This window comes from Streptomyces sp. NPDC057543 (assembly GCF_042801895.1).
Taxonomy (GTDB): Bacteria; Actinomycetota; Actinomycetes; order Streptomycetales; family Streptomycetaceae; genus Streptomyces.
Genome location: NZ_JBHVFF010000082.1, coordinates 1 through 22,154, shown reverse-complemented (window position 1 = coordinate 22,154; position 22,154 = coordinate 1). Strand labels below are relative to the sequence as shown.

Genomic DNA, 22,154 nt, shown 5'->3' with positions numbered 1-22,154 from the left:
CAGCCGGCCTCTTTTCCCTTCCCCGCGTCTCTCCGTCTCATCCAGTCATGCGCCCGGCAAGGTCCGCGGCCTCGGCCAGGCTGTCCACCACCGGTACCCCGGCGGCCTCCAGGCTGGCTCTGCTGTGCGATCCGCCGGTGTAGAGCACGGCCTTCGCGCCGACGTGGGCGGCGGCAACGGCATCGTCCACGGCATCACCGACGATCACGGTGTACTCCGGGGATATCCCGTCGAGCGCGGCGATGTGGCGCTCCATGTGCCGCGCCTTGCTGCCGCCGGAAGGCCCGGTGCGCCCGTCGATCCGCAGGAAGTGCCGTTCGATGCCGTACCCCCGCACCACGGGGACCAGCTGCTCGTGACCGTACATGCTCAGCAGGGACTGGCTGCCGCCGTCCAGCTGCCACTGGGAGAGCAGCTCCTCGGCCCCTTCGGTGAGCCCGCAGGCTGCCCGCTGCTCGGTGTAGTACCGGTGGAATATCCCGTCCATCCGCTCCCACTCGGCCTCTGTGGGCAGCCGGCCCATCAGCCGTTCGTAGAAGCGCGGGATGGGGACGCAGTACATCTCGCGGTACTGCTCCAGCGTGATCGGCTCCAGGCCGACCTCACCGAATGCGGCGTTCGTCGCGCCGATGACCGCGGCGTTGTCGTCGAGCAGTGTGCCGTTCCAGTCCCAGACCAGATGCGTGCGGTGCTTCCCATGCGTCCCCATGCTCAAGAAAGTACCCGCCGGGTACGACAACGGCGTCCGGCACCGGCAAGAAGGACCACCTCAGCCGATCAGATTCGGAATCTCCTGGATGCCGAACCACAGCAGTTCGTGGTCGTCGGCGCCGTCCACGGTGAACTGCGCGTCGTCGTCACCGAGGTCCGCGGCGCCCAGCGCGGCCGCGGCGGCCGTGACGTCCTTCTCCGCGTCGTCGGCGTCGACGTGCACGGCGGCGGCCGCGGTCAGCGGTACGGGGGAGGAGATCCGCACCTCGCCGAGCGACGACGAGTCGAGGCTGCGGTCCGGGTCGGCCACGGCCGCACCGTCCGGCACGTCGACGGCGACGACGACCCGCCGACGGGCCACGTCGGGCTTTGCGGCGATCAGGCGCAGAGAGGCGGAGGCAGCCCGGTTGAGCGCCGCGTACTCCAGCTCCTCGATGTCGTCGGAGACGTACCACTCGCGCAGCCCGGGAGTCACCGCGTAGGCGGTCAGCGGACCGGGACCGATCTCGCCCGCCTGGTGCGCCGCTGCGAGACCGGGGAGCGTCAGGGGGACGTACACGCGCATGGCTGGCCGCTTTCGTAGTCGGAATCGCCCTCAGGATACGTGCGACGTCCCCCTTTGGGGTTACGTGCACCACAGCCGACCCGTCCACCCAGCGCCTGCCTCTCACCCTCTACGCGCCTGCCTCGCGCCCCGCACAGCACCCGCCGCATCACTCGGATAGGTGATTCCTCCCGACCGGCTCCGGCGCCGATCCGCGCTTGCGACCGCCTCCGCCACCACCGTAGAAGGTCCACAGCAGAAGTTACTGCCCGGTATTCGGCCGGGCCTCTGAAGCGCGGGGGCGATGAGTGATGAGCACGAACAGGACCCGGCCCACCGGACGTCACGACGGGCGCAGGCCCGAGGCCGTACCACCGCAGCGCACAAGGACCCCCCGGAGGGTCCGCCCACACCACTGGTTCGCCGAGCGCCTCCTGGCGGTCCTCAGCGGCCAGCGCCCGGTGCACTGGATGCTCGGACACACCCATCGGCGACGCCTACGACCAACTGGCCGAACTGGCTCCCCGTACCCCCCTCAGGGCCCGCGGCGCCCGCCCCGTGATCCGCATGTGCCACGGCGCCCAGCCGGCCCCGGGAGTGGTGGAGGCCTGCGCCAGCATCGCGGCGGGCGAACAGGTGCGGGCCATGGCCTTCCGCCTGGAACAGGGCACAGACCTCCGCTGGCGCTGCGCAGCAGTAGAACTGGGCGGCGAACGCCTGCAGACGACGCCCCGATAAACCCCGACGGCTCCCTCCACGGCCCTCCCGAAGCCCAAGGACACAACCACCGGGGCAACAGCCCTCGGTCCACTGCCGGAACCCCTCCGGCCCCTGCTCCTCGCCCCCCACCGGCACTGGAGGAGCGGGGCCGGGAGCAATCACCGCGTTGCTGGTGGCACGGCCGGCGCAGGAACCGCGGGCCGATGATCGCCAAGCTGGTGCAGGCCGACGACCACCGGTTCAACGTGATCGGCATGGCCTGCCTGGACCCTCAGCGGGCGGGAGACCGTCCCCGCCCGCTCAGCAATGACGACGAGGGCTTCGTGACTCCATGGACGATGACGCCCTTGGGACGCAAACCACCGCCGGAAGGGCACCGCCAACACACTCGCGGCCCTGAAGTCGACCCGGGCAGCCCAAACCGGCGACAAGATCCGCCGCTGGACGAGGAAGCACGAGGTCGAGCTGTGCTCCACCCCGACCGACACCTCCTGGGCCAACCCGGTCGAGGCCCACTCCGGGGTGGCGCGACGCCAACGCCCCGCCACCCCGGGTCCCTCCTTCACCAGTTGCCAGCAGAATGTCCCCGTCCGCCTCGATTCCAGCCCCTCCGGCATTCGAGGAGCGAGGTCCGGGTGGAGCCCCGGTTTCGGGAAGGAGCTGGTAGGGGACAGCCCCGCTCAGCGGCCCACCCACACCAAGCCCGCACCACGCCCCGCCCTCGACCAGGCCCAACCCCACGCCCCACGCCCCGCGCCCCGCGCCCCGCGGCAAAAACAACCGGGGCCGAGCACCCCCAAAAGGTGCCCGACCCCGGCCGACTCTCAATCACGCCGACGCCGACGGCAAGAACGCCGACGTCGGCAACGCCACCGCTACTTCTTACGGCGCCGCCCACCCCCACCATTCTTCTGTGCCTTGCGCCGCTCCGCCCGGGTCAACCCGTCCGACTCCGACGCACCGCCACCGTCACTGCTGGAGAAGTCGCCCTCGACGATCCCGCCCTCCCCGTCCACCGTGGGAGCGGAGAAGTGCAGCCGGTCCGGACGCTGCGGAGCATCGAGCCCCTTGGCCCGGATCTCCGGACGCGCCGCCGGCACGAGGTCCTCCTTGGCGAGCGAGGTCCGCTCGGCCTCGTCCTGCACCGGAACCTCCTCGACCTGCTGCTCGACCTGAACCTCCAGGTTGAACAGGTAGCCGACGGACTCCTCCTTGATGCCCTCCATCATGGCGTTGAACATGTCGAAGCCCTCCCGCTGGTACTCGACCAGCGGGTCCTTCTGCGCCATGGCCCGGAGGCCGATGCCCTCCTGGAGGTAGTCCATCTCGTAGAGGTGCTCACGCCACTTGCGGTCCAGGACGGACAGCACCACACGCCGCTCCAGCTCACGCATGATGTCCGAGCCGAGCTGCTTCTCACGCTCGTCGTACTGCTCGTGGATGTCGTCCTTGATGGACTCACCGATGAACTCCGCGGTGATCCCCGCGCGGTCGCCGGCCGCCTCCTCCAGCTCGTCGACGGTGACCTTCACCGGGTAGAGCTGCTTGAACGCACCCCACAGCCGGTCCAGGTCCCACTCCTCGGCGAAGCCCTCGGCGGTCTCCTGACGGATGTAGTCGTCGATCGTGTCGTCCATGAAGTGACGGATCTGGTCCTGCAGATCCTCACCCTCAAGGACCCGGCGGCGCTCGCCGTAGATGACCTCGCGCTGCCGGTTGAGCACCTCGTCGTACTTCAGGACGTTCTTACGCGTCTCGAAGTTCTGCTGCTCGACCTGCGACTGGGCCGACGCGATCGCCCGCGTCACCATCTTGTTCTCGATCGGCACATCGTCCGGCACGTTGGCCATCGACATGACGCGCTCGACCATCTGCGCCTTGAACAGACGCATCAGGTCGTCGCCGAGCGACAGATAGAAGCGGGACTCGCCCGGGTCGCCCTGACGGCCGGAACGACCGCGCAGCTGGTTGTCGATGCGCCGCGACTCGTGCCGCTCGGTGCCCAGGACGTAGAGCCCGCCGAGCTCCTTGACCTCTTCGAACTCCGCCTTCACGGCCTGCGCGGCCTTCTCCAGCGCGGCGGGCAGCGCTGCCGCCCACTCCTCGACGTGCTCGACGGGGTCGAGGCCACGCTGACGCAGCTCCGCCTCGGCAAGATCGTCGGGGTTGCCGCCGAGCTTGATGTCGGTGCCTCGTCCGGCCATGTTCGTCGCGACCGTGACCGCGCCCTTGCGGCCCGCCTGGGCGACGATCGTCGCCTCACGGTCGTGCTGCTTGGCGTTGAGGACCTCGTGCTGCACACCGCGCTTGGAGAGCTGCTGCGAGAGGTACTCGGACTTCTCGACCGAAGTGGTGCCGACCAGGATCGGCTGGCCCTTCTCGTGCTTCTCGGCGATGTCGTCGACGACTGCGGCGAACTTCGCGACCTCGGTGCGGTAGATCAGGTCCGACTGGTCGGCGCGGACCATCGGCCGGTTGGTCGGGATCGGCACCACACCGAGCTTGTAGATCTGGTGGAACTCGGCGGCCTCGGTCATCGCCGTACCGGTCATACCGGAAAGCTTGTCGTAGAGACGGAAGAAGTTCTGCAGGGTGATCGTGGCGAGCGTCTGGTTCTCGTCCTTGATGTCCACCCCTTCCTTCGCCTCGATCGCCTGGTGCATGCCCTCGTTGTAGCGGCGGCCGGCAAGGATACGGCCGGTGTGCTCGTCGACGATCATGACTTCGCCGTCGATGACGACGTAGTCCTTGTCCTTCTTGAAGAGTTCCTTGGCCTTGATGGCGTTGTTGAGGTATCCGACGAGGGGCGTGTTCACCGACTCGTAGAGGTTCTCGATGCCGAGCCAGTCCTCCACCTTCGAGACACCGGGCTCGTGGATGGCGACGGTCCGCTTCTTCTCGTCGACCTCGTAGTCGCCGGTCTCCTCGATGCCCTTGAGCGGGTTGCCCGCCTCGCCCTTGGTCAGGCGCGTGACCAGCTTGGCGAAGTCGCCGTACCACTTGGTGGCCTGGTCGGCCGGGCCGGAGATGATCAGCGGCGTACGGGCCTCGTCGACGAGGATCGAGTCGACCTCGTCGACCACGGCGAAGTTGTGGCCGCGCTGGACGAGCTCGTCCGCGGACCACGCCATGTTGTCGCGGAGGTAGTCGAAGCCGAACTCGTTGTTCGTGCCGTACGTGATGTCGCAGGCGTACTGCTCCCGGCGCTGGGCCGGCGTCATGTTGGCGATGATGCAGCCGACGGTCAGGCCGAGGAACTTGTGAACCCGGCCCATCAGCTCCGAGTCGCGTTCGGCCAGATAGTCATTGACCGTGATCAGGTGCACACCCTTGCCGGAGAGCGCGTTGAGATACGCCGGCAGGGTACCGACCAGGGTCTTGCCCTCGCCGGTCTTCATCTCGGCCACATAGCCGAGGTGCAGGGCTGCGCCGCCCATCATCTGGACGTCGTAGTGGCGCTGTCCGAGGACCCGCTTGGAGGCCTCACGGACGGTCGCGAATGCTTCGGGGAGCAGGTCGTCCAGGCTCTCGCCGTCCGCGTACCGTTCCTTGTACTCGTCGGTGAGCGCCCGCAGCTCGGCGTCGGAGAGGTTGACGAAGTCCTCTTCGATGGAGCTGACCTGGTCCGCGATGCGGTGCAGTTTGCGCAGGATCTTGCCTTCGCCTGCACGCATGAGCTTGTTGAAGACGGACACTGAGGCTGGTCTCCTTGCCGGTCGGGCCTGGCACTGGGTCGTGTTAAGGACTCTGGCGCGGGCACGGCAGGTGGGCCCCACCGCAACGGCCATCGTAAGCGAGGACACCGCCGCGCCGGGAGGGCCGCCGCCGCGTTGGCCCCGTAGTCCCTTCCCAATCAACGGCCGGGGAGCGCCGAAGGTGCCGGGAAGTCCGAAAAGTGTTCGCTTCACGCCCTGCGCGTCACCAGAATCCGTACATGGAACCGATCACCCTCACCACCGGGCGCCTGCTGCTGCGTCCCTTCGCCGGCAGCGACACGGACGAGGTCCACGCCGCCTGTCAGGACCCGGACATCCAGCGCTGGACGGTCGTGCCCTCCCCGTACAGCCGCGCCGACGCGGAATTCTTCGCGGGAAAGCTGTCCCCCTGTGGGTGGGCCGACGACTCCATGTACAACTTCGCGGTGGTTCTGCGCGAGAGTGGTGCCCTGGCGGGCGCGGTCGGCATCAATCGCCGCAATCTCCCGGGCACGTACGAGGTCGGATTCTGGACCGCCGCCGAGCACCGGGGCCACGGCTACATGACGGAGGCGGTGCTTTCCGCCGCCCACTGGACCTTCACGGCGCTCGGCGGTGACCGGCTGGAGTGGCGGGCCGAGGTCGGCAACATCCCTTCGCGTGCCGTGGCGCTGCGGGCCGGATTCCGGATGGAGGGCGAGCAGCGCTCGGCCCTGCTCAACAAGGGGGTGCGGCGCGACGCCTGGATCGGCGCGCTGCTCCCGTCCGATCTCGGCCTGCCGGGCACCGACTCCTATCTGCCCGCGGCGAACAGCCTGCCCGCAGCCACCTGACTCGCCGCCGCCCGCCGATGAACTCCCCGGACCACCCGGCTCATGGACTCCCGACCGGATGTCAGTGCGGCCCTCTAGGGTGCGGGTCATGACGTCTGTGCCGCCGCCTCCCGCCGCCGAACTCTCCGCCGATCAGGCGCGCAGGATAGCCCTGCGCGCCCAGGGCTTCCTGGGTGCTCCGGACCGCCGGGCCGGCGTTCCGGGTGTGCTGCGGCATCTCGGTGCCGTGCAGCTCGACACGATCTCGGTGCTCGCGCGTTCGCACGAACTGATTCCGTACGCACGCCTGGGCGCGGTCGGCCGGCGCACGGTCGAGGAGGCGTACTGGTCGGCTGGCCGCACCTTCGAGTACTGGTCGCACGCGGCCTGCATCCTGCCGGTCGAGGAGTGGCCGCATTTCGCGTTCCGCCGCCGCGCCTACCGCTCGCGCCCCCACTGGCACCACGACCTACCGGACGGCGCCTACGAGAGGGTGATCAAGCAGCTGCGCACCGAGGGCCCACTGACGGCGACGGAGCTGGGAGGCGCGAAGAACGGTGGGGAATGGTGGGACTGGTCGGCGTCGAAGGTCGCCGTCGAGCGGGCCCTGATGTACGGCGAGGTGGTGTGCACCGAGCGGCGCAGCTGGAAGCGGGTGTACGACCTCGCCGAGCGGGCCCTGCCCGACGCCGTACTGCACGACGATCTGGACGACGCGGAGTGCCTGCGCCGGCTGGTCGCGCTGGCGGGCCAGTCCCTGGGCATCGGCACCCGCGCGGACATCGCGGACTACCACCGGCTCAAGGGTGAGCAGTTCGACGCGGTCGTGGCGGACTCCGGCCTGGTGCCGGTGACGGTGCAGGGCTGGTCGAAGCAGGCCTGGGCGGACCCGGCGGCGCTGACCTCGGAGCCACGCGGGCGGCACCGCACGACCCTGTTGTCACCGTTCGACTCGCTGGTCTGGGAGCGGGCACGCACCGAGCGGATCTTCGGTTTCGCCCACCGCTTGGAGGCCTATGTCCCCAAGCCCAAGCGCATACACGGATACTTCGCGATGCCACTGCTGGCGGGCGGAAGGCTGCAGGGGCGTGTCGACCCGGCGCGCGAGGGCAGCACGCTGGTCGCCCGGCAGGTGTCCCTGGAGAGCAGGAAGGCCGTGGCGCCGATGGCCGAGGCCCTGGTGGGGGCCGCTTCCTGGGTCGGGTGTACAGATGTCCGGCTGGAGCGAGTCGACGCACCGGAACTGCGTGAGCCGCTCGCCCAGGAAATCGCCCGCGCTCTGACGTGAGCGCGCATTCCCGTCTCTCTGCCCGACGTCGCCCTGTTCGGTCTGTTCAGTGGGTTCGGCCCGTCTGCGGACGGGTCACCTGATCTCCAGGATCTTCTCGCGCATGGCATAGACCACGGCTTCCATCCTGGAGTGCAGCTGCAACTTCTCCAGAATGTTGCGGACGTGGTTCTTCACGGTGTTCTCGGAAATGAACAGTTCTTTCGCGATATCGCGATTGTTCATGCCCGTTGCGACGAGTTTCAGGACTTCGAGCTCCCGATCGGTGAGCCGCGGCGCAGGCACCAGCCTGCGTTCGTCGGTCCGTTGGATCATCGATTTGAACTCGGTGAGCAGTTTGGACGCCATGGAGGGGCTGATCTGGGACTGCCCGTCGGCGACCGCGCGGATCGCTGTGGCCACCTCGTCCGTCGAGATCTCCTTGAGGAGATAGCCGGTGGCGCCCGCCTTGATCGCGTCGTAGAGGTCGGCCTCCTCGTCGCTGATCGTCAGCATGATGATCTTCGCGCTGGGGGCCACCTCCTTGATGGCGGTGCAGGCCTCGATGCCGCCGCGCTTGGGCATCCGGACATCCATCAGCACGATGTCGGGCAGCAGATCGGCAGCCTTGTCGACCGCTTCCGCGCCGTCACCCGCCTCGCCGATGACCTGGATGTCCTCCTCCTGGGCGAGGACGATTTCCAGACCTCTGCGGAAGAGCGCGTGGTCGTCCACCACGAGGACCCGGATCGGCTCCTTGCCGGAACCACCGTCCGCGTCCGCACCGGCGGTGTCATCGGCATCATTCGCATCGCGCACGGGCCCGAAGGTGTCCGCCATCGTTCCTCCCCCTGAAGGCCATGGCCTGAAGTTCACAACTGTCCCCCAACGGCGGTTCGAAGAACACCGGTTGGCTTGGGACGACATGATTTCATGCCTCGACGTCGGAGCGGTGATCCTGTGCCCGCACACGGGTGCCCCTGGGGGCGCACAGGCGCTCCAGGGGCACCACGGAAGGGTGGCATCAGCCGCCGAGCGCACCGCCCGCGCCGCCCGCCTCATCGGCGGCCAGCGGATCGGTCCTCAGGTGGATGACACCGTAGTCATAGGCATGCCGTCGGTAGACGACACTGGGTTCCTTCGTCTCGGAGTCGACGAACAGATAGAAGTCGTGCCCGACCAACTCCATCTCGTAGAGTGCCTGATCGAGTGACATCGGTGCGGCGATGTGCGTCTTCTCGCGCATCACCAGCGGGCCCTCGCCCCGCACTTCCAGCGAGCCGAACCTGGTGGTGGGCACGGACTCGGACGTCTCGTTGCCGACCAGTTCACCCTCGCCGTTGAACGACGCCGCACCCGGCACCGTCTCAGCGACTTCGGCAGCGGGAATCCGGCCGTTGCCACGGCGGCTGTAGCGCTTGTCGTGCTGCTTGCGCAGCCGCGCCTCCAACTTGCCGGTGGCCAGGTCCAGCGCTGCGTACGGGTCACCGGCGGCCGCTTCCGCCCGGATGACCGGCCCACGCGAGCGGAGCGTGATCTCCACCCGGTCGGAACGGTCGGCCTGACGGGGGTTCGGCTCCTTGGACACCTCGACGTCGAGGCTGATCACCTTGCCGTCGAACTTCTGGATCTTGTCCAGCTTCAGCTTCTCGGCCACGTGCTTGCGGAACCGCTCAGGCACCTCGGTCTTGCGGCCCTTGACGACGATGTCCACGCAGAACTCCGTTCCCGGATCGCTCCGCTCGGCGGCGGAGCATCTCCCTTTTGCACCAGGCTCCGGTCGTAGCCGGAGCCGCGGACTCGGTGGCTTTCACCTCCTCCTCCCCCATCGGCAGGGTTTCCACCCCACCGAATTCTCTGCTTCTGGCTACCGGTGAGTCACCTGCCCGAAACCTGGTGGTGCATTCATCGAGGTCCGGCATTCACCATTCCTCACAACCGAACATAGCCTGCCTGGCCGGATGTCGGCACCCGCTACTCGCACGTACCTCCGTTCAGGTCTTTTTACCCGCTCACTACCTGCAACGATGCAGGTTCACCGGCAGTTCCGGTTTATCTCGAAGGCGGATGGAGATACTGCGACAACGGCTGCCTGGCCACTGCCGTGGACGACATCGTCACGCCCGCACGCAGCCCCGATCGCCCGAGCCGCCTCGGCCAGCGAGGAGCCGGTCGTCAGAAGGTCGTCCACCAGCACCACCCGTCCGGCCGCAAGCAGCCGTTCACCCCCGACCACCACCTCCAGCGCCCCCGCAAGATTCGCCTGCCGCTGCCGGGCTCCGAGCTCCGCCTGATCGGCCACCGGGCGCCGCTGCCGAAGCACCCCTACCACCTCGGCCCCGATACCGCCGCGCCGCAGCTCACCGGCGGCGGCCAAGGCGATCCGCCGCGTCGGATCATGCCCCCGCGCCGCCACCGCCCGCCGCGCCGACGGCACGGGCACGAGCAACTGCGGGCCGACGAAGCCGGCCTGCCCCGTCCCGGCCCTTACTGCCCCCGCCAGCGCCTTCCCGAGCGCCCCGGCCAGCCCCAGTGCACCGCGCTCCTTATGGGCCAGGAGCACCGCACGCACCGCGTTCTCGTACGCGGCGGCCGCGTGCACCACCGGCAGGCCCACCGGCTCCGGCACGGGCCTCACCCTGCGCGGCACCGCGCCGTACAACTGCGTACGGCATTCCTCGCACAACTCGATACGCGGCCTGCCACAGCCACCGCAGGCCCCCGGCAGGACCAGCCCGGAGATCTCCCGCCACCACCCCCGCATGACTCCACTGTGCACTCCACGAAGGGCCCCGGCCACCCCTGTGGACAACCCGGGGTGGCTTCGTGGGATCACGGCCGGAGAAGCTCAGCCCGGGTAGACCAGCGACCAGCCTTGTTTGACCACCGTCTGCCAGTTGTCACCCGGCGACAGTTTCACGATCCCGTCACTCGCCGTGGCCGCCATCAGCGGCAGCTGCTCGTCGTCCGCCGCCGCGATCGACGACACCTGGTTCACGCCGGGCAGAACGCCCGACGCCGGAGTCGAACCGTCCGCCTGCACATAGCGCACCTGCTGCACACCACCCTGCTCCTTGCCGACCACCACGAGACGGCTCCGGCCCGACCACGACATCGCGGTCACATCCGTCAGTTGCGGTGCGGCCTGCCGCAGCTCCACCACCGAGACCTGCTGTTCGCTCTCCGGCCCGCGCCGCTCGATCCGGCCGATCTTCAGTGTGGTGTGGCTGTCCTTGGTCACCAGGAGCGCGATCCGTACCCCGTCCGCGGACATCCGCAGCGCCTCAATCCGATCGCCGCCCAGACTCGGCACAGCGACGTCCTGCGGCTTGCCGTCGCCACCGGCCAGCCGCAGCAGTCTGGGGTTGCCGGGATCCCGGTCGGCCACCCAGAGGTCGCCCCGGCCGTCCCAGCTCGGCACCGACAGACGGTTGTTCGAGGCGTGGCCCTTGCTGGTCACGGAGGCTGCCGGAAGCTCGCCGTCCGAGACGATGGACGAGACGTAGAGGGCCGTCCTGTCGCGCGAGACCGCTGCCGCCGACTGCTCGTCCCTGGCCACACCGACCGACCACATCTTCTCCGGTCCGTTGCCGAGCGGACCGGGCACCACCTCCGGGGTGCCGCTGCCCTTTGTGCTGCCGGGAATTCGCTGCACATGACCCTTGTCATCGACGAAGTACTGGCTGTCCGGCCCACTCGACGAACCGTCAGGGGCGAACTCCTCCGCCTGGTCCGCACCGATGACACACAGCGGGGAGCCGTCGGAGCGCTGGAGCTGGACCTGCTCGACCCGTGCGGACGTCAGATCTCGCAGCGTATAGAGGACCTGTGCCGCCATCATGCGGCAGGATCGCTGTCCGACACCGTCCGCCTTCTTGTCGAGCGGCACCTTCAGTACGTTGCGATCGTCGGGGGACAGCGAGGTGACGCCCTCCTTCAGCGCCGTACCCGAGGGGAAGCGGGAGGCGACCACCGGCCGTAGCCAACTGGTCGGCCCCGCCAGGAGACTGCGGACCGCCTGCGTCACGGTGTCCATCCCGGTGACGGGATCCGTCCGGCTACGGAGATAGACGGGGTCGGCGACCAGCGTCGACTGCGCAGCCGTCCGCCCTGCGGCGAAGTAGTACTTGTCGACGGAGCGGTAGAGCCGCTTGAAGTCCGACTGCCCGAGAAGAAGCCCGTCCGGCACCGTGTCGATGCGCCACTCCTTGCCCTCCGGTCCGCTCTCCTTCACCAGGCGCAGAGTCTGGTTGTAGTCCGTGGGCGCGAGCGGCTGATAGGCGCTCTCGGCGTCGACCGTTGCCACCTTCTCGCCGGTCAGGGTGTAGATGATCTCCGTGGTGGCGTGGTCGCTGTCGCGGAACGGGCGGTCGTTACGGTTCGGCGCCTTGGTGAGCACCGTCGTGAACGCGCTCGGCTTCCACGTACTGGCTGCCTTCCTCGTCAGGTACTTACGAGTTGTCCTGAAGGCCGAGTCATCACTGGTCATGGACTCCAGGAAGCCGTCGACCACCTCGTTGGGGGTGGCGTTGTCACGCGGTGCCACGGCGTACACCTGCACCTGGGAATCGCCGGGCTGCGAGGCGTCGACAGCCTTGACATCCCCGGTGACGGGCATCGAGCCGCACGCGGACAGGAGCACGACACCGCTTCCGAGCAGCGCGAACAGCCCCAGCACACGCCCATGGCCGTCCCTGCGACGGTCAGTGCCCACGATTCGGTTCCCCCCGCTCCGGTTCCTTCACTGCAGAGTCGAATTCGCCACCCGGCCGGTCCTCGGCCGGGCGCGCGACCACCCGTGCTCCGCTCCCCGGCAGGGCCGCCGGATGCACCGAGGCCGGTGCCGTACGGGGTGCCACGGGGGCGCGCGAGGGTACGGGCAGCGCGGCCCGGTCGTTGCCGCCGGGCTGGTTCGGCACCGCCGTCAGCCGGTGCCCACTCCCGGTCGCCGGAGCGGCCGCGGCGCGCTCCCGGTTCTCCCGGTTGCGCCGGGAGTCTTCGGGCTCCAGCGGTATGGGCGATCCGCGCAGCGGTTCGTCCGCCGTGCGCGGCAGAGTCAGCCGGAACTGCGAACCGCCACCGGGCTCGCCCCATGCCTGCAGCCAGCCGCCGTGCAGCCGGGCGTCCTCCACGGCGATGGACAGTCCGAGCCCGGTGCCGCCGGTCGTTCGCGCGCGAGCCGGGTCAGCCCGCCAGAAGCGGTTGAACACCCGTGTCGCCTCGCCGGGCTTGAGCCCTACACCGTAGTCCCGGACGGCCACGGCGACCGCGCCTCCGGCCACCCCCATCCGCACCACCACGTCCCGGCCCTCGCCGTGCTCGACGGCGTTGACCACCAGATTGCGCAGGACCCGCTCGATCCGCCGAGCGTCGGCCTCCGCGATCACCGGCTGCTCGTCGCCGACCACCCGGATCCGGGTGCCCTTGCGCTCGGCCAACGGCTCCGCCCCGCCGATCACCCGTCGGACGACCTGTCGCAGATCTATCGGCTCCGCCTCCAGCGCCGCGGCGCCCGCGTCGAACCGGCTGATCTCCAGCAGATCGGAGAGCAGCGACTCGAACCGGTCGAGCTGATCCCCGAGCAGCTCCGCGGAGCGTGCCGTCACGGGATCGAAGTCGCTGCGGGCCTCATGAATGACATCGGCAGCCATCCGTACGGTCGTCAGCGGTGTCCGCAGCTCGTGAGAGACATCGGAGACGAAGCGCCGCTGCATCCGGGACAGCTCCTCCAGCTGCTGGATCTTGAGCTGCAGGTTCTGCGCCATCTTGTTGAAGGCCTCACCGAGCCGGGCGATGTCGTCCTCGCCGGTGACCTTCATCCGTTCCTGCAGCCGGCCCGCGGAGAGCCGCTCCACGATGCCCGCCGCCATCCGTACGGGCGTCACGACCTGTCGCACCACGAACCAGGCAATGGCCCCGAGCAGCACGACCACGAACATTCCCGCGGTCGCCAGCGTGCCTTTGACCAGCGTCAATGACTTCTCCTCCTGCGTCAGCGGGAAGAGGTAGTAGAGCTGGTACGGATTGTGGTCGATATCGTAGAGCCGCTTGCCCACGACAAGTCCGGGCTGCGACTCCTGGCCATTCGCATACTGGATCAGGGAATACGTCTGGAACGCTCCCGGGCCATTGTTCACGGAGTCCCGCAGGCTCTGCGGGATGCTCGCCGCCTCCACACTGCCCGAGCCGCGCGGCGCACGGGTGCCCTCGTCGGCGCTGAGCGCCACCACATTGAAGGCGTTCTTGCCGCCGCTGGCGAGCTGGTCGACGAGCTCGGTCCGCCAGGAGTTGTTGGCCGTGCTGCCGTCCACCGCGTCGCTGCCCTGCCCACCGGGGGTGAGTGGGGCGTTCGCCTTCTCCTGGGCCGCCGCGAAGCCGCCGGCGGCCTGGGTCTGGGCAGCTTTGCTCTTGGCGTCGAGCAGGCCGTTGCGCACCTGCCCGATCACGACCAGTCCGAGGAGCAGCACCACACCGAGCGACATGAGCAGCGTGCCCGCGACGACGCGGAGTTGGAGATTGCGTCGCCAGAGCCGCACGGCGGGCAGCAGCGGGCGCCGCACCCAGCGCATCAGCAGCCGCGGCACAGGGCCGCCGAGCGCCCGGTCGCGGAACAACCGGCCACCCTTCAGTAGGCGCACGACCTGGGACGCCCTGTGTCCTGGAGCAGCAGCCCGCTCCGCACGGGCTCCCGGCTCCCCGGGCTGCGGAGCAGCGCTGCTCGGGGGCATCTCAGCTCGGTCCGGCCTTGTAACCGACCCCGCGAACGGTCACCACGATTTCGGGCCGCTCCGGGTCCTTCTCGACCTTGGAACGCAGTCGCTGAACGTGCACGTTCACCAGCCGGGTGTCGGCGGCGTGACGGTATCCCCACACCTGCTCCAGCAGTACCTCACGAGTGAAGACCTGCCACGGCTTGCGGGCGAGCGCGACCAGCAGGTCGAACTCCAGCGGGGTGAGGGCGATCGACTGCCCTTCCCGCTTCACCGAGTGACCGGCCACATCGATGACCAGGTCCCCGATGGCCAGCTGCTCCGGCGCCGGTTCCTCGGACCTCCGCAGACGTGCCCTGATCCGGGCAACCAACTCCTTAGGTTTGAACGGCTTGACGATGTAGTCGTCGGCCCCGGACTCCAGGCCCACCACCACGTCAACCGTGTCGCTCTTGGCAGTGAGCATGACGATCGGCACACCCGACTCGGCCCTGATCAACCTGCAGACCTCGATGCCGTCCCTTCCGGGCAGCATCAGATCCAGCAGGACCAGGTCCGGCTTGGCCTCACGAAATGCGGCAAGTGCCTTGTCTCCGTCCGCTACGAACGACGGCTCGAACCCTTCACCACGCAGCACAATCCCGAGCATCTCGGCCAGTGCAGTGTCGTCGTCGACGACAAGGACGCGTCCCTTCATAATCGACATCATCCCATTAGCTAATCGTTACCTGCGATGATCTGGCACACAGCTCTGCCAGTCCGACCCCCGTGACCGGGGAAACTACGCCCTCCTCCGTGACGATCGCCGTAACCAGCTCCGGCGGTGTGATGTCGAACGCGGGGTTGTACGCGGGGGTTCCGACCGGTGCCACGAGCACCCCGACAACATCCCCGCCTGCCACCCCCACCTGTGGCGATGTGAGCTCCGTCACTTCACTCCCGGACCGCTGCTCCACCGTGATCGATGCCCCGTCCGGAGTGTCCAGATCCACGGTCGTGGTCGGCGCCACCACGATGAACGGTACGTGGTGGTACTTCGCGAGCACCGCCAGCGGATAGCTCCCCACTTTGTTCGCCACCGATCCGTCCGCGGCAATGCGGTCCGCCCCGATGAGTACGGCATCAACCTCCCCCGCGGCAAACAGCGAACCTGCGGCATTGTCCGTGAGCAAGCTGTATGGCATGCCGATGCGCGCCGCCTCATACGCAGTCAGCCGGGCTCCCTGCAGCAGTGGACGCGTCTCGTCCACCCACAGCCGGCGCAGCCTCCCCTCCCGGTGTGCCCCGAGCGCCACAGCGAAGGCAGTGCCCTCACCACCCGAGACGAGCGCCCCCGTATTGCAGTGCGTCAGCAGTTGATGCCCGCCGCCGGACAGCAGTTCATCCAGAAGGGCGAGCCCGAAGCGCGCCATACGCCCACTGGCCTCGGCGTCCTCCCGGTGCAACGCCCTGGCCTCGGACAGCGCTGCCTCGGCGGCCCGCCCCGGATCGGCCCCCTTCCCGATGGCCGCCTCGTACGCTCCGACAGCCCGCCGCACCCCGTACCCGAGATTCACCGCGGTGGGCCGCGCCCGCTCCAGCAGTTCCGCGGCCTCGGCCACTTCGTCTCCCCGCGCGGCTGCGAGAGCCACTCCGTAAGCTCCTGCGATACCCAGCAGCGGTGCCCCGCGCACTGCCAGCATCCGGATCGCCCGCACCAGCGCAGGCGCATCGGTGCACACGAGTTCGGCCTCCTCGGCAGGCAGCCGCGTCTGGTCGAGGAGTACCAGCGCGGGACCTTCCGGAAGCTCGTCCCAGCGAAGTACGGGAAGCGCGGAGGGCTCGATGCCCACCGGCGATTGCGCGTCCTGATCAGCCATCCGCACAGTCTGCCCGGTATGCCGCTCACAAATGAAGGCACGAAGGAGATGGAGCGCCAGGCCCGCACCGGAGCAACGCGTGGCACGATGGCTGCCAACCTGCCGCCCCGGTGAGCGGACAGGACCATGAAGGAGCGAGAATGAACGACACTCCGGGCTGGGCCTCGCCCGGATCTGCCCCCTCCGAGGGCCAGAAGGCGGGCGTCCCCCGGCCCTCCGAGCCCGTCGACGGCAGCGGCCCGGCAGGGAACTGGTCGCCCACGCAGCCGCCCGCAGGGCAGTGGTCCCCACCGAGCACTTCGGGAGCAGGTCCCGGCGGGCCTCCGCCCGCCCCGGGCTGGGGCGGAGGATCTCAGGGCCCCGGCTGGAGCGGCGGGCCGCACGGCGCCGGCTGGGGCCGGCCGCCCGCTGCGGCCAAGCCCGGTGTCATCCCGCTCCGGCCACTCGGCGTCGGCGAGATCCTCGACGGCGCCGTCTCCACGATGCGCGCCCACTGGCGCACGGTCCTCGGCATCACGCTGACCGTCTCCGTGATCGCCCAGATCGCGATCATCCTCGTGCAGCGCTATCTGCTGCCGGAACCCGCGGCGATCAATCCGGGCGCCACCGGCTCGGAGGCGCTCAGGCAAAGTGCCGACTCGGCCCGGTCGGCACTGATCAACAGCGTGCCGTCCCTGCTCATCACCATGATCGCCACACTGATCACGACATCCGTACTGACCGTGGTGATCAGCCGCTCGGTGCTCGGCAGCCCCGTGACGCTCTCGGACGCATGGGCCGAGGCCCGGCCTCGGCTTGCCCAGATGCTGGGTCTGACACTGCTGCTGGTCCTGATCAGCTCCGCCATCCTGACGGTCGGCCTGCTGCCGGGCATACTGATCGGCTCCGCCGCAGGCGCCGCACTCGTCGCCGTCGGCTTCCTGGCCACCTCCGTCGTCGTCATCTGGCTGATGGTCCGCTTCTGTCTCGCCTCGCCGGCACTGATGCTGGAGCGGCAATCGATCACCGCCTCCATGCGACGCTCCGCGAAGCTGGTCAGGGGCGCATGGTGGCGAACCTTCGGAGTCCTGGCTCTCACCTGGTTGCTGACGCTCATCGTGTCCGTGGTCATCGCGATTCCGTTCAGCATCATCGCGATGTCTGTGGACGGTGGCGGTATCAGCTCCCTTCTCACTGACGGCTCCATGGACTTCGGCTGGCCGTTCCTGATCGTCTCCGGCATCGGCGAAGTGATCACCGCCACGATCACCTACCCTCTCTCCGCCGGTGTGATGGCCCTGCTCTACATCGATCAGCGCATCCGCCGGGAAGCACTCGACCTCGATCTCGCCCGGGCAGCGGGCCTGCCCGGCTACGACACCAGGAGCTGATGCCGTGTCGGTGGCGGGGGGCGCAACAGCAGCGAAGCTACTGATCCGGGCGAGCGGCGACATACCCGTGGACACTCCACGTGCCCCGGCCCGGGAGGCCGCGAAGCACGAGCTGTCCAAGCCGATGTACCACGAGAACGATCCCAACCTCCTCCAGCGCGGTCTCGACCGGCTCTGGGACTGGATCGGCGATCTCCTGAGCACGGCCTCCGGTGCCGCACCGGGCGGACCAGTCGGTCTTGTTGTGCTTGTACTTGTCGTCATCAGTCTGGTCGCCGCGCTCTGGTGGCGGCTGGGCACCCCGCACCACACCGTGCGCTCCGCTGACGCCCTCTTCGATAACAGCCCCCGCAGCGCGGCCGAACACCGGGCGGCCGCCGAGGCCCATGCGGCCGCCCACCACTGGAACGAGGCGGTCCAGGAGCGCATGCGCGCCATCGTCCGCTCCCTGGAAGAGCGCGCCCTGCTCGCACCCCGCCCTGGGCGCACCGCAGATGAGGCCGCCGCCGAAGCGGGCCGACCACTGCCCGCACACGCCGAGCGACTCCACGCCGCCGCCAGAGAGTTCGACGATGTCACGTACGGCGGCCGCACTGCGGACCAGCAGGCGTACCTCGCCGTACGAGCTCTGGACCTCGATCTCCAGGTCGCCAAACCTTTCCTGACAACCGCGGCCCAGGGAGCAGCCGAATGACCGAGGTCACCGCCGCCTCCACCACCTCGGCATCCCTCACTCCACGCCATATCTGGACCCGAACCCGAGGTCTGCTGTTTGCCCTCCTGGTACTCGCCGCAGCCGGAATCGCACTGGCAACCGTGCGCTCCGGTGACCAGCACGGCCGCCTCGACCCCCGCTCGGCCGACCGCTACGGCAGCCGAGCCGTCGCCGAACTCCTCAAGGAGCGTGGCGTCTCCGTGCATGTGGTCACCACGCTCGACGAGGCCACGGCCCAGGTCGGCCCCGAGACCAGGCTGCTCGTCACTTCCCCCGATCTGCTGACACCGCACCAGCAGAACGAACTCCACGCGGCGACAGCCGACTCGGCCGGCCGCACCGTCCTTCTCGCAGCAGGCCCTGATTCCGTGGGCACCCTGGCCCCCGGTGTCCGGGCAGAGTCCACCGGACCGGTGGCCGCCCGCGCCCCCCAGTGCTCCCTGTCCGCCGCCCGCAACGCCGGTACAGCCGAGACGGGAGGCTTCCGTTACTCCTCGAACGGCCCGGGCTTCGTCGCCTGCTTCCCGAGCGGTGGCCTCCCCACCTTGCTTCTGGTCGAACGGGGGACGACTGACACCGTTCTCCTCGGTTCCCCCGACCTCCTTTACAACGACCGGCTCGGCAACCAGGGCAATGCCTCCTTGGCCCTCCAACTCCTCGGCTCCCGCCCACATCTGGTCTGGTACCTCCCCTCACTCGCTGACACTTCCGCTGCCGCCGGGAACGGTGGAGACGGCGGCGCCGGCGGCGCCGGCGCCCACAACGACCGCAGCTTCGCCGACCTGATTCCCCAAGGCTGGCTGTGGGGCACCCTGCAACTCACACTTGCCGCCGTACTCGCCGCCATCTGGCGCGCCCGTCGTCTGGGCCCCCTGGTGACCGAACGGCTGCCCGTGGCCATCCGTGCATCCGAATCCACCGAAGGGCGAGCCCGCCTCTACCGCAGGGCAAACGCCCGCGACCGGGCCGCCGACGCATTGCGTTCCGCCACCCGCACCCGTATCGCCCCGCTCATCGGCGTCCCCCCACGCGATGCCCACTCCCCCAGGACACTCGTCCCTGCCGTTTCCGCTCGCATCAACACCACCAGCACCGATCTCCAAGACCTGCTCTTCGGGCCCGCCCCGTCCGACGACGCCGCTCTTGTACATCTGGCAGATCAACTCGACACCCTCGAAAGAGAGGTACGCACGTCATGAGCGCCCCGCCCCCAGTGTCCGCCGGGACCACCGAGACCCTCGGGAATGGCGACACAGCCCGCGCATCCCTGGAAGCGCTGCGCTCCGAGATCGCCAAGGCCGTGGTCGGCCAGGACCCGGCAGTCACTGGACTCGTCGTCGCCCTGCTCTGCCGAGGTCACGTCCTCCTCGAAGGCGTCCCCGGCGTGGCCAAGACCCTCCTGGTCCGGGCTCTCGCCGCCTCGCTCGAACTCGACACCAAGCGTGTTCAGTTCACCCCCGACCTGATGCCGAGCGATGTAACCGGTTCGCTGGTCTATGACGCCCGCACAGCCGAGTTCTCGTTCCAACCAGGCCCCGTATTCACCAACCTGCTGCTCGCCGACGAGATCAACCGCACCCCTCCCAAGACGCAGTCCTCCCTCCTGGAAGCGATGGAAGAGCGCCAGGTCACCGTCGACGGAACCCCTCGGCTCCTGCCTGACCCCTTCCTCGTGGCCGCGACGCAGAATCCCGTCGAATACGAGGGCACCTACCCGCTGCCCGAGGCCCAGCTGGACCGCTTTCTCCTCAAATTGACCGTGCCCCTGCCGTCCCGCGACGAGGAGATCAACGTCCTCACCCGTCATTCCGACGGCTTCAATCCGCGCGACCTCAGGTCAGCGGGCATACGCCCCGTAGCCGGCCCGGCCGATCTGGAAGCAGCCCGCAACGCAGTTTCACGGACCAAGGTCTCCCCTGAAATCGCCGGCTATGTCGTCGATATCTGTCGTGCCACGCGTGAGTCCCCCTCGCTCTCCCTCGGAGTTTCTCCCCGAGGCGCTACCGCCCTGCTGTCGACCGCCCGTGCCTGGGCCTGGCTCACCGGCCGGGACTACGTCATTCCGGATGACGTGAAAGCCCTGGCTCTCCCCACACTTCGCCATCGCATCCAACTACGGCCCGAGGCCGAGATGGAGGGAGTCACTCCCGACTCCGTCATCACGGCGATCCTCGCCCACGTCCCCGTACCCCGATGAGGCAGTGACTGTGGCCCTTACCGGACGTACCGCCTTGCTGGCCGCCCTGGGGTCACTCCCTGTAGGCATCCTTGCCCCAAGCTGGACAGGCATGCTCGCGGTCAACGCACCGCTCTCTCTAGCAATTCTGTGCGACTACGCCCTGGCCGCGCCAGTGCGAACGCTGCAGTTCACCCGATCCGGTGACACAACCGTTCGCCTTGGGGAGTCCGCGGAAGTGCAACTCACCGTAACCAATCCTTCCCGTCGGCGCCTACGGGCACACCTCCGTGACGCCTGGCCGCCCAGCAGCTGGCCCACCGGCACAGAGCAAGCCTCAGCCCGTCACACACTGACGATCCCGGCGGGGGAACGTCGTCGGCTCACCACCATGCTGCGACCCACGCGGCGCGGAGACCGCCGAGCCGAACGTGTCACCGTCCGCTCGTTTGGGCCTCTGGGGCTCGCGGCCCGCCAAGGGAATCACCAAGTCCCGTGGACGGTACGTGTCCTGCCGCCGTTCACCAGCCGCAAGCATCTGCCGTCCCGGCTCGCCAGACTCCGGGAGCTCGACGGCCGCAGCAGCGTCCTCACTCGCGGGAAAGGCACGGAGTTCGACAGCCTGCGTGAGTACGTTCCGGGCGATGACACGCGTTCCATCGACTGGCGGGCCACAGCACGTCAGTCCTCCGTCGCGGTGCGAACATGGCGACCTGAGCGGGACCGCCACATCCTCATCGTCCTGGACACCGGCCGTACTTCGGCGGGGCGTGTCGGTGACGTGCCCCGTCTCGATGCCGCTCTGGACGCGGCCCTGCTCCTTACTGCGCTGGCCACTCGTGCCGGCGACCGCGTGGATCTGCTCGCCTACGACCGCCGAATCCGCGCCCAGGTCCAGGGCAGGTCCACGGGAGACGTCCTGTCGGCCATGGTGAATGCGCTGGCGTCGGTCGAACCAGCGCTCGTGGAAACGGATGCCCGAGGTCTCAGCGCTGCTGTGCTGGCCTCTGCACCTCGTCGCTCCCTGATTGTGCTGCTCACCGGTCTGGACGCGGCCCCCGTAGAAGAGGGCCTACTGCCCGTTCTCCACCGGCTGACTCAGCGCCACACGGTGCTGGTAGCGTCGGCGGCCGATCCGCACATCGAACAGATGGTGGGAGCCAGGGGCACCGTGGACGCGGTCTACGAGTCGGCAGCCGGCGCACAGGCCCGAGCGAGGCGACTCCGCACTGCAGAGCAGCTCCAGCATCGCGGCGCCGTCGTCGTCGATGCCACCCCGGACAACCTCGCCCCGGCTCTAGCCGACGCCTATCTGGCTCTCAAGAGCACGGGTCGCCTCTGACCCCATCCAGTCCCGCCCGTCAAAAAACCCGTTGGGGAAGGGGCACTTTCCCAACGGGTTCCGAACGCAGAAAAGCCCCGTGCCACAAGGGCACGGGGCTTTCCCGTAAAAGGAGTTCGGCGGCGTCCTACTCTCCCACAGGGTCCCCCCTGCAGTACCATCGGCGCTGAAAGGCTTAGCTTCCGGGTTCGGAATGTAACCGGGCGTTTCCCTAACGCAATGACCACCGAAAC

Annotated in this window: 17 protein-coding genes, 1 rRNA gene and 1 pseudogene; 8 read left to right on the top strand and 11 right to left on the bottom strand. The window is 68.7% G+C overall.

Translation table 11 applies throughout. From position 1 onward, the window contains the following. Positions 1 to 37 precede the first annotated feature (37 nt). Positions 38 to 709 carry an HAD family hydrolase gene (locus tag ACFU8Q_RS16480; RefSeq protein ID WP_384453693.1) on the bottom strand — a complete coding sequence of 224 codons (672 nt, stop codon included), beginning with the start codon at positions 707 to 709 and terminating at the stop codon, positions 38 to 40. A gap of 60 nt (positions 710 to 769) precedes the next feature. Next, complete coding sequence (locus ACFU8Q_RS16475) at positions 770 to 1,276, bottom strand: DUF6912 family protein (protein WP_384453690.1); 507 nt, start codon at positions 1,274 to 1,276, stop codon at positions 770 to 772. A gap of 290 nt (positions 1,277 to 1,566) precedes the next feature. On the opposite strand from ACFU8Q_RS16475, the pseudogene ACFU8Q_RS16470 reads away from it, so the two are divergent. Beyond that, positions 1,567 to 1,993, top strand: a pseudogene (locus ACFU8Q_RS16470) (Rv3235 family protein). 857 nt (positions 1,994 to 2,850) lie between these two features. On the opposite strand, the gene secA reads toward ACFU8Q_RS16470, so the two are convergent. Then, entirely contained in the window at positions 2,851 to 5,670 is a 2,820-nt protein-coding gene (secA, locus tag ACFU8Q_RS16465; protein ID WP_384453687.1) for a preprotein translocase subunit SecA, read from the bottom strand. A gap of 239 nt (positions 5,671 to 5,909) precedes the next feature. Between secA and ACFU8Q_RS16460 the strand changes: the two genes are divergently transcribed. Beyond that, on the top strand, positions 5,910 to 6,503 hold the full coding sequence (locus ACFU8Q_RS16460) for a GNAT family N-acetyltransferase (protein WP_384453684.1): 594 nt from the start codon (positions 5,910 to 5,912) through the stop codon (positions 6,501 to 6,503). 88 nt (positions 6,504 to 6,591) lie between these two features. Then, on the top strand, positions 6,592 to 7,770 hold the full coding sequence (locus tag ACFU8Q_RS16455; protein WP_384453681.1) for a winged helix-turn-helix domain-containing protein: 1,179 nt from the start codon (positions 6,592 to 6,594) through the stop codon (positions 7,768 to 7,770). A gap of 75 nt (positions 7,771 to 7,845) precedes the next feature. On the opposite strand, the gene ACFU8Q_RS16450 is transcribed toward ACFU8Q_RS16455, so the two are convergent. The 7 genes from ACFU8Q_RS16450 to mtnA all read right to left on the bottom strand — a co-directional run bounded on the left by ACFU8Q_RS16450 (position 7,846) and on the right by mtnA (position 16,318). Further along, positions 7,846 to 8,589: a response regulator gene (locus tag ACFU8Q_RS16450; RefSeq protein WP_384453678.1), complete on the bottom strand. Its 744-nt coding sequence runs from the start codon at positions 8,587 to 8,589 to the stop codon at positions 7,846 to 7,848. A gap of 184 nt (positions 8,590 to 8,773) precedes the next feature. Then, positions 8,774 to 9,463, bottom strand: a complete 690-nt coding sequence (gene hpf / locus ACFU8Q_RS16445) for a ribosome hibernation-promoting factor, HPF/YfiA family (RefSeq protein WP_266746530.1) — start codon at positions 9,461 to 9,463, stop codon at positions 8,774 to 8,776. Positions 9,464 to 9,784: 321 nt separating this feature from the next. Beyond that, positions 9,785 to 10,513, bottom strand: a complete 729-nt coding sequence (locus ACFU8Q_RS16440) for a ComF family protein (protein WP_384453675.1) — start codon at positions 10,511 to 10,513, stop codon at positions 9,785 to 9,787. Between the two features lie 84 nt (positions 10,514 to 10,597). Further along, complete coding sequence (locus tag ACFU8Q_RS16435; protein WP_384453672.1) at positions 10,598 to 12,463, bottom strand: LpqB family beta-propeller domain-containing protein; 1,866 nt, start codon at positions 12,461 to 12,463, stop codon at positions 10,598 to 10,600. Further along, on the bottom strand, positions 12,453 to 14,477 hold the full coding sequence (gene mtrB / locus ACFU8Q_RS16430) for an MtrAB system histidine kinase MtrB (RefSeq protein ID WP_384453669.1): 2,025 nt from the start codon (positions 14,475 to 14,477) through the stop codon (positions 12,453 to 12,455). Before mtrB ends, ACFU8Q_RS16435 begins: the two co-directional genes overlap by 11 nt. 1 nt (position 14,478) lies before the next feature. Further along, a complete protein-coding gene (gene mtrA / locus ACFU8Q_RS16425; RefSeq protein WP_187438793.1) occupies positions 14,479 to 15,168 on the bottom strand; it encodes a two-component system response regulator MtrA in 690 nt (229 codons plus the stop codon). A gap of 4 nt (positions 15,169 to 15,172) precedes the next feature. After that, positions 15,173 to 16,318 carry an S-methyl-5-thioribose-1-phosphate isomerase gene (gene mtnA / locus ACFU8Q_RS16420; protein WP_384453666.1) on the bottom strand — a complete coding sequence of 382 codons (1,146 nt, stop codon included), beginning with the start codon at positions 16,316 to 16,318 and terminating at the stop codon, positions 15,173 to 15,175. A gap of 140 nt (positions 16,319 to 16,458) precedes the next feature. On the opposite strand from mtnA, the gene ACFU8Q_RS16415 reads away from it, so the two are divergent. The 5 genes from ACFU8Q_RS16415 to ACFU8Q_RS16395 are packed head-to-tail and all read left to right on the top strand — an operon-like array spanning position 16,459 to position 21,921. Next, positions 16,459 to 17,688 (top strand): hypothetical protein, encoded by a 1,230-nt coding sequence (locus tag ACFU8Q_RS16415; protein WP_384453663.1) that lies wholly within the window; start codon positions 16,459 to 16,461, stop codon positions 17,686 to 17,688. A gap of 4 nt (positions 17,689 to 17,692) precedes the next feature. Continuing rightward, a complete protein-coding gene (locus ACFU8Q_RS16410; RefSeq protein WP_384453661.1) occupies positions 17,693 to 18,382 on the top strand; it encodes a DUF4129 domain-containing protein in 690 nt (229 codons plus the stop codon). Next, positions 18,379 to 19,602: a DUF4350 domain-containing protein gene (locus ACFU8Q_RS16405; protein WP_384453658.1), complete on the top strand. Its 1,224-nt coding sequence runs from the start codon at positions 18,379 to 18,381 to the stop codon at positions 19,600 to 19,602. The genes ACFU8Q_RS16410 and ACFU8Q_RS16405 overlap by 4 nt, the downstream gene beginning before the upstream one ends. Further along, positions 19,599 to 20,600: an AAA family ATPase gene (locus ACFU8Q_RS16400; RefSeq protein WP_384453655.1), complete on the top strand. Its 1,002-nt coding sequence runs from the start codon at positions 19,599 to 19,601 to the stop codon at positions 20,598 to 20,600. The genes ACFU8Q_RS16405 and ACFU8Q_RS16400 overlap by 4 nt, the downstream gene beginning before the upstream one ends. 10 nt (positions 20,601 to 20,610) lie before the next feature. Further along, complete coding sequence (locus ACFU8Q_RS16395; RefSeq protein ID WP_384453700.1) at positions 20,611 to 21,921, top strand: DUF58 domain-containing protein; 1,311 nt, start codon at positions 20,611 to 20,613, stop codon at positions 21,919 to 21,921. Positions 21,922 to 22,035: 114 nt separating this feature from the next. On the opposite strand, the gene rrf is transcribed toward ACFU8Q_RS16395, so the two are convergent. Next, positions 22,036 to 22,152, bottom strand: a 5S ribosomal RNA gene (gene rrf, locus ACFU8Q_RS16390). Between the last annotated feature and the right edge of the window lie 2 nt (positions 22,153 to 22,154).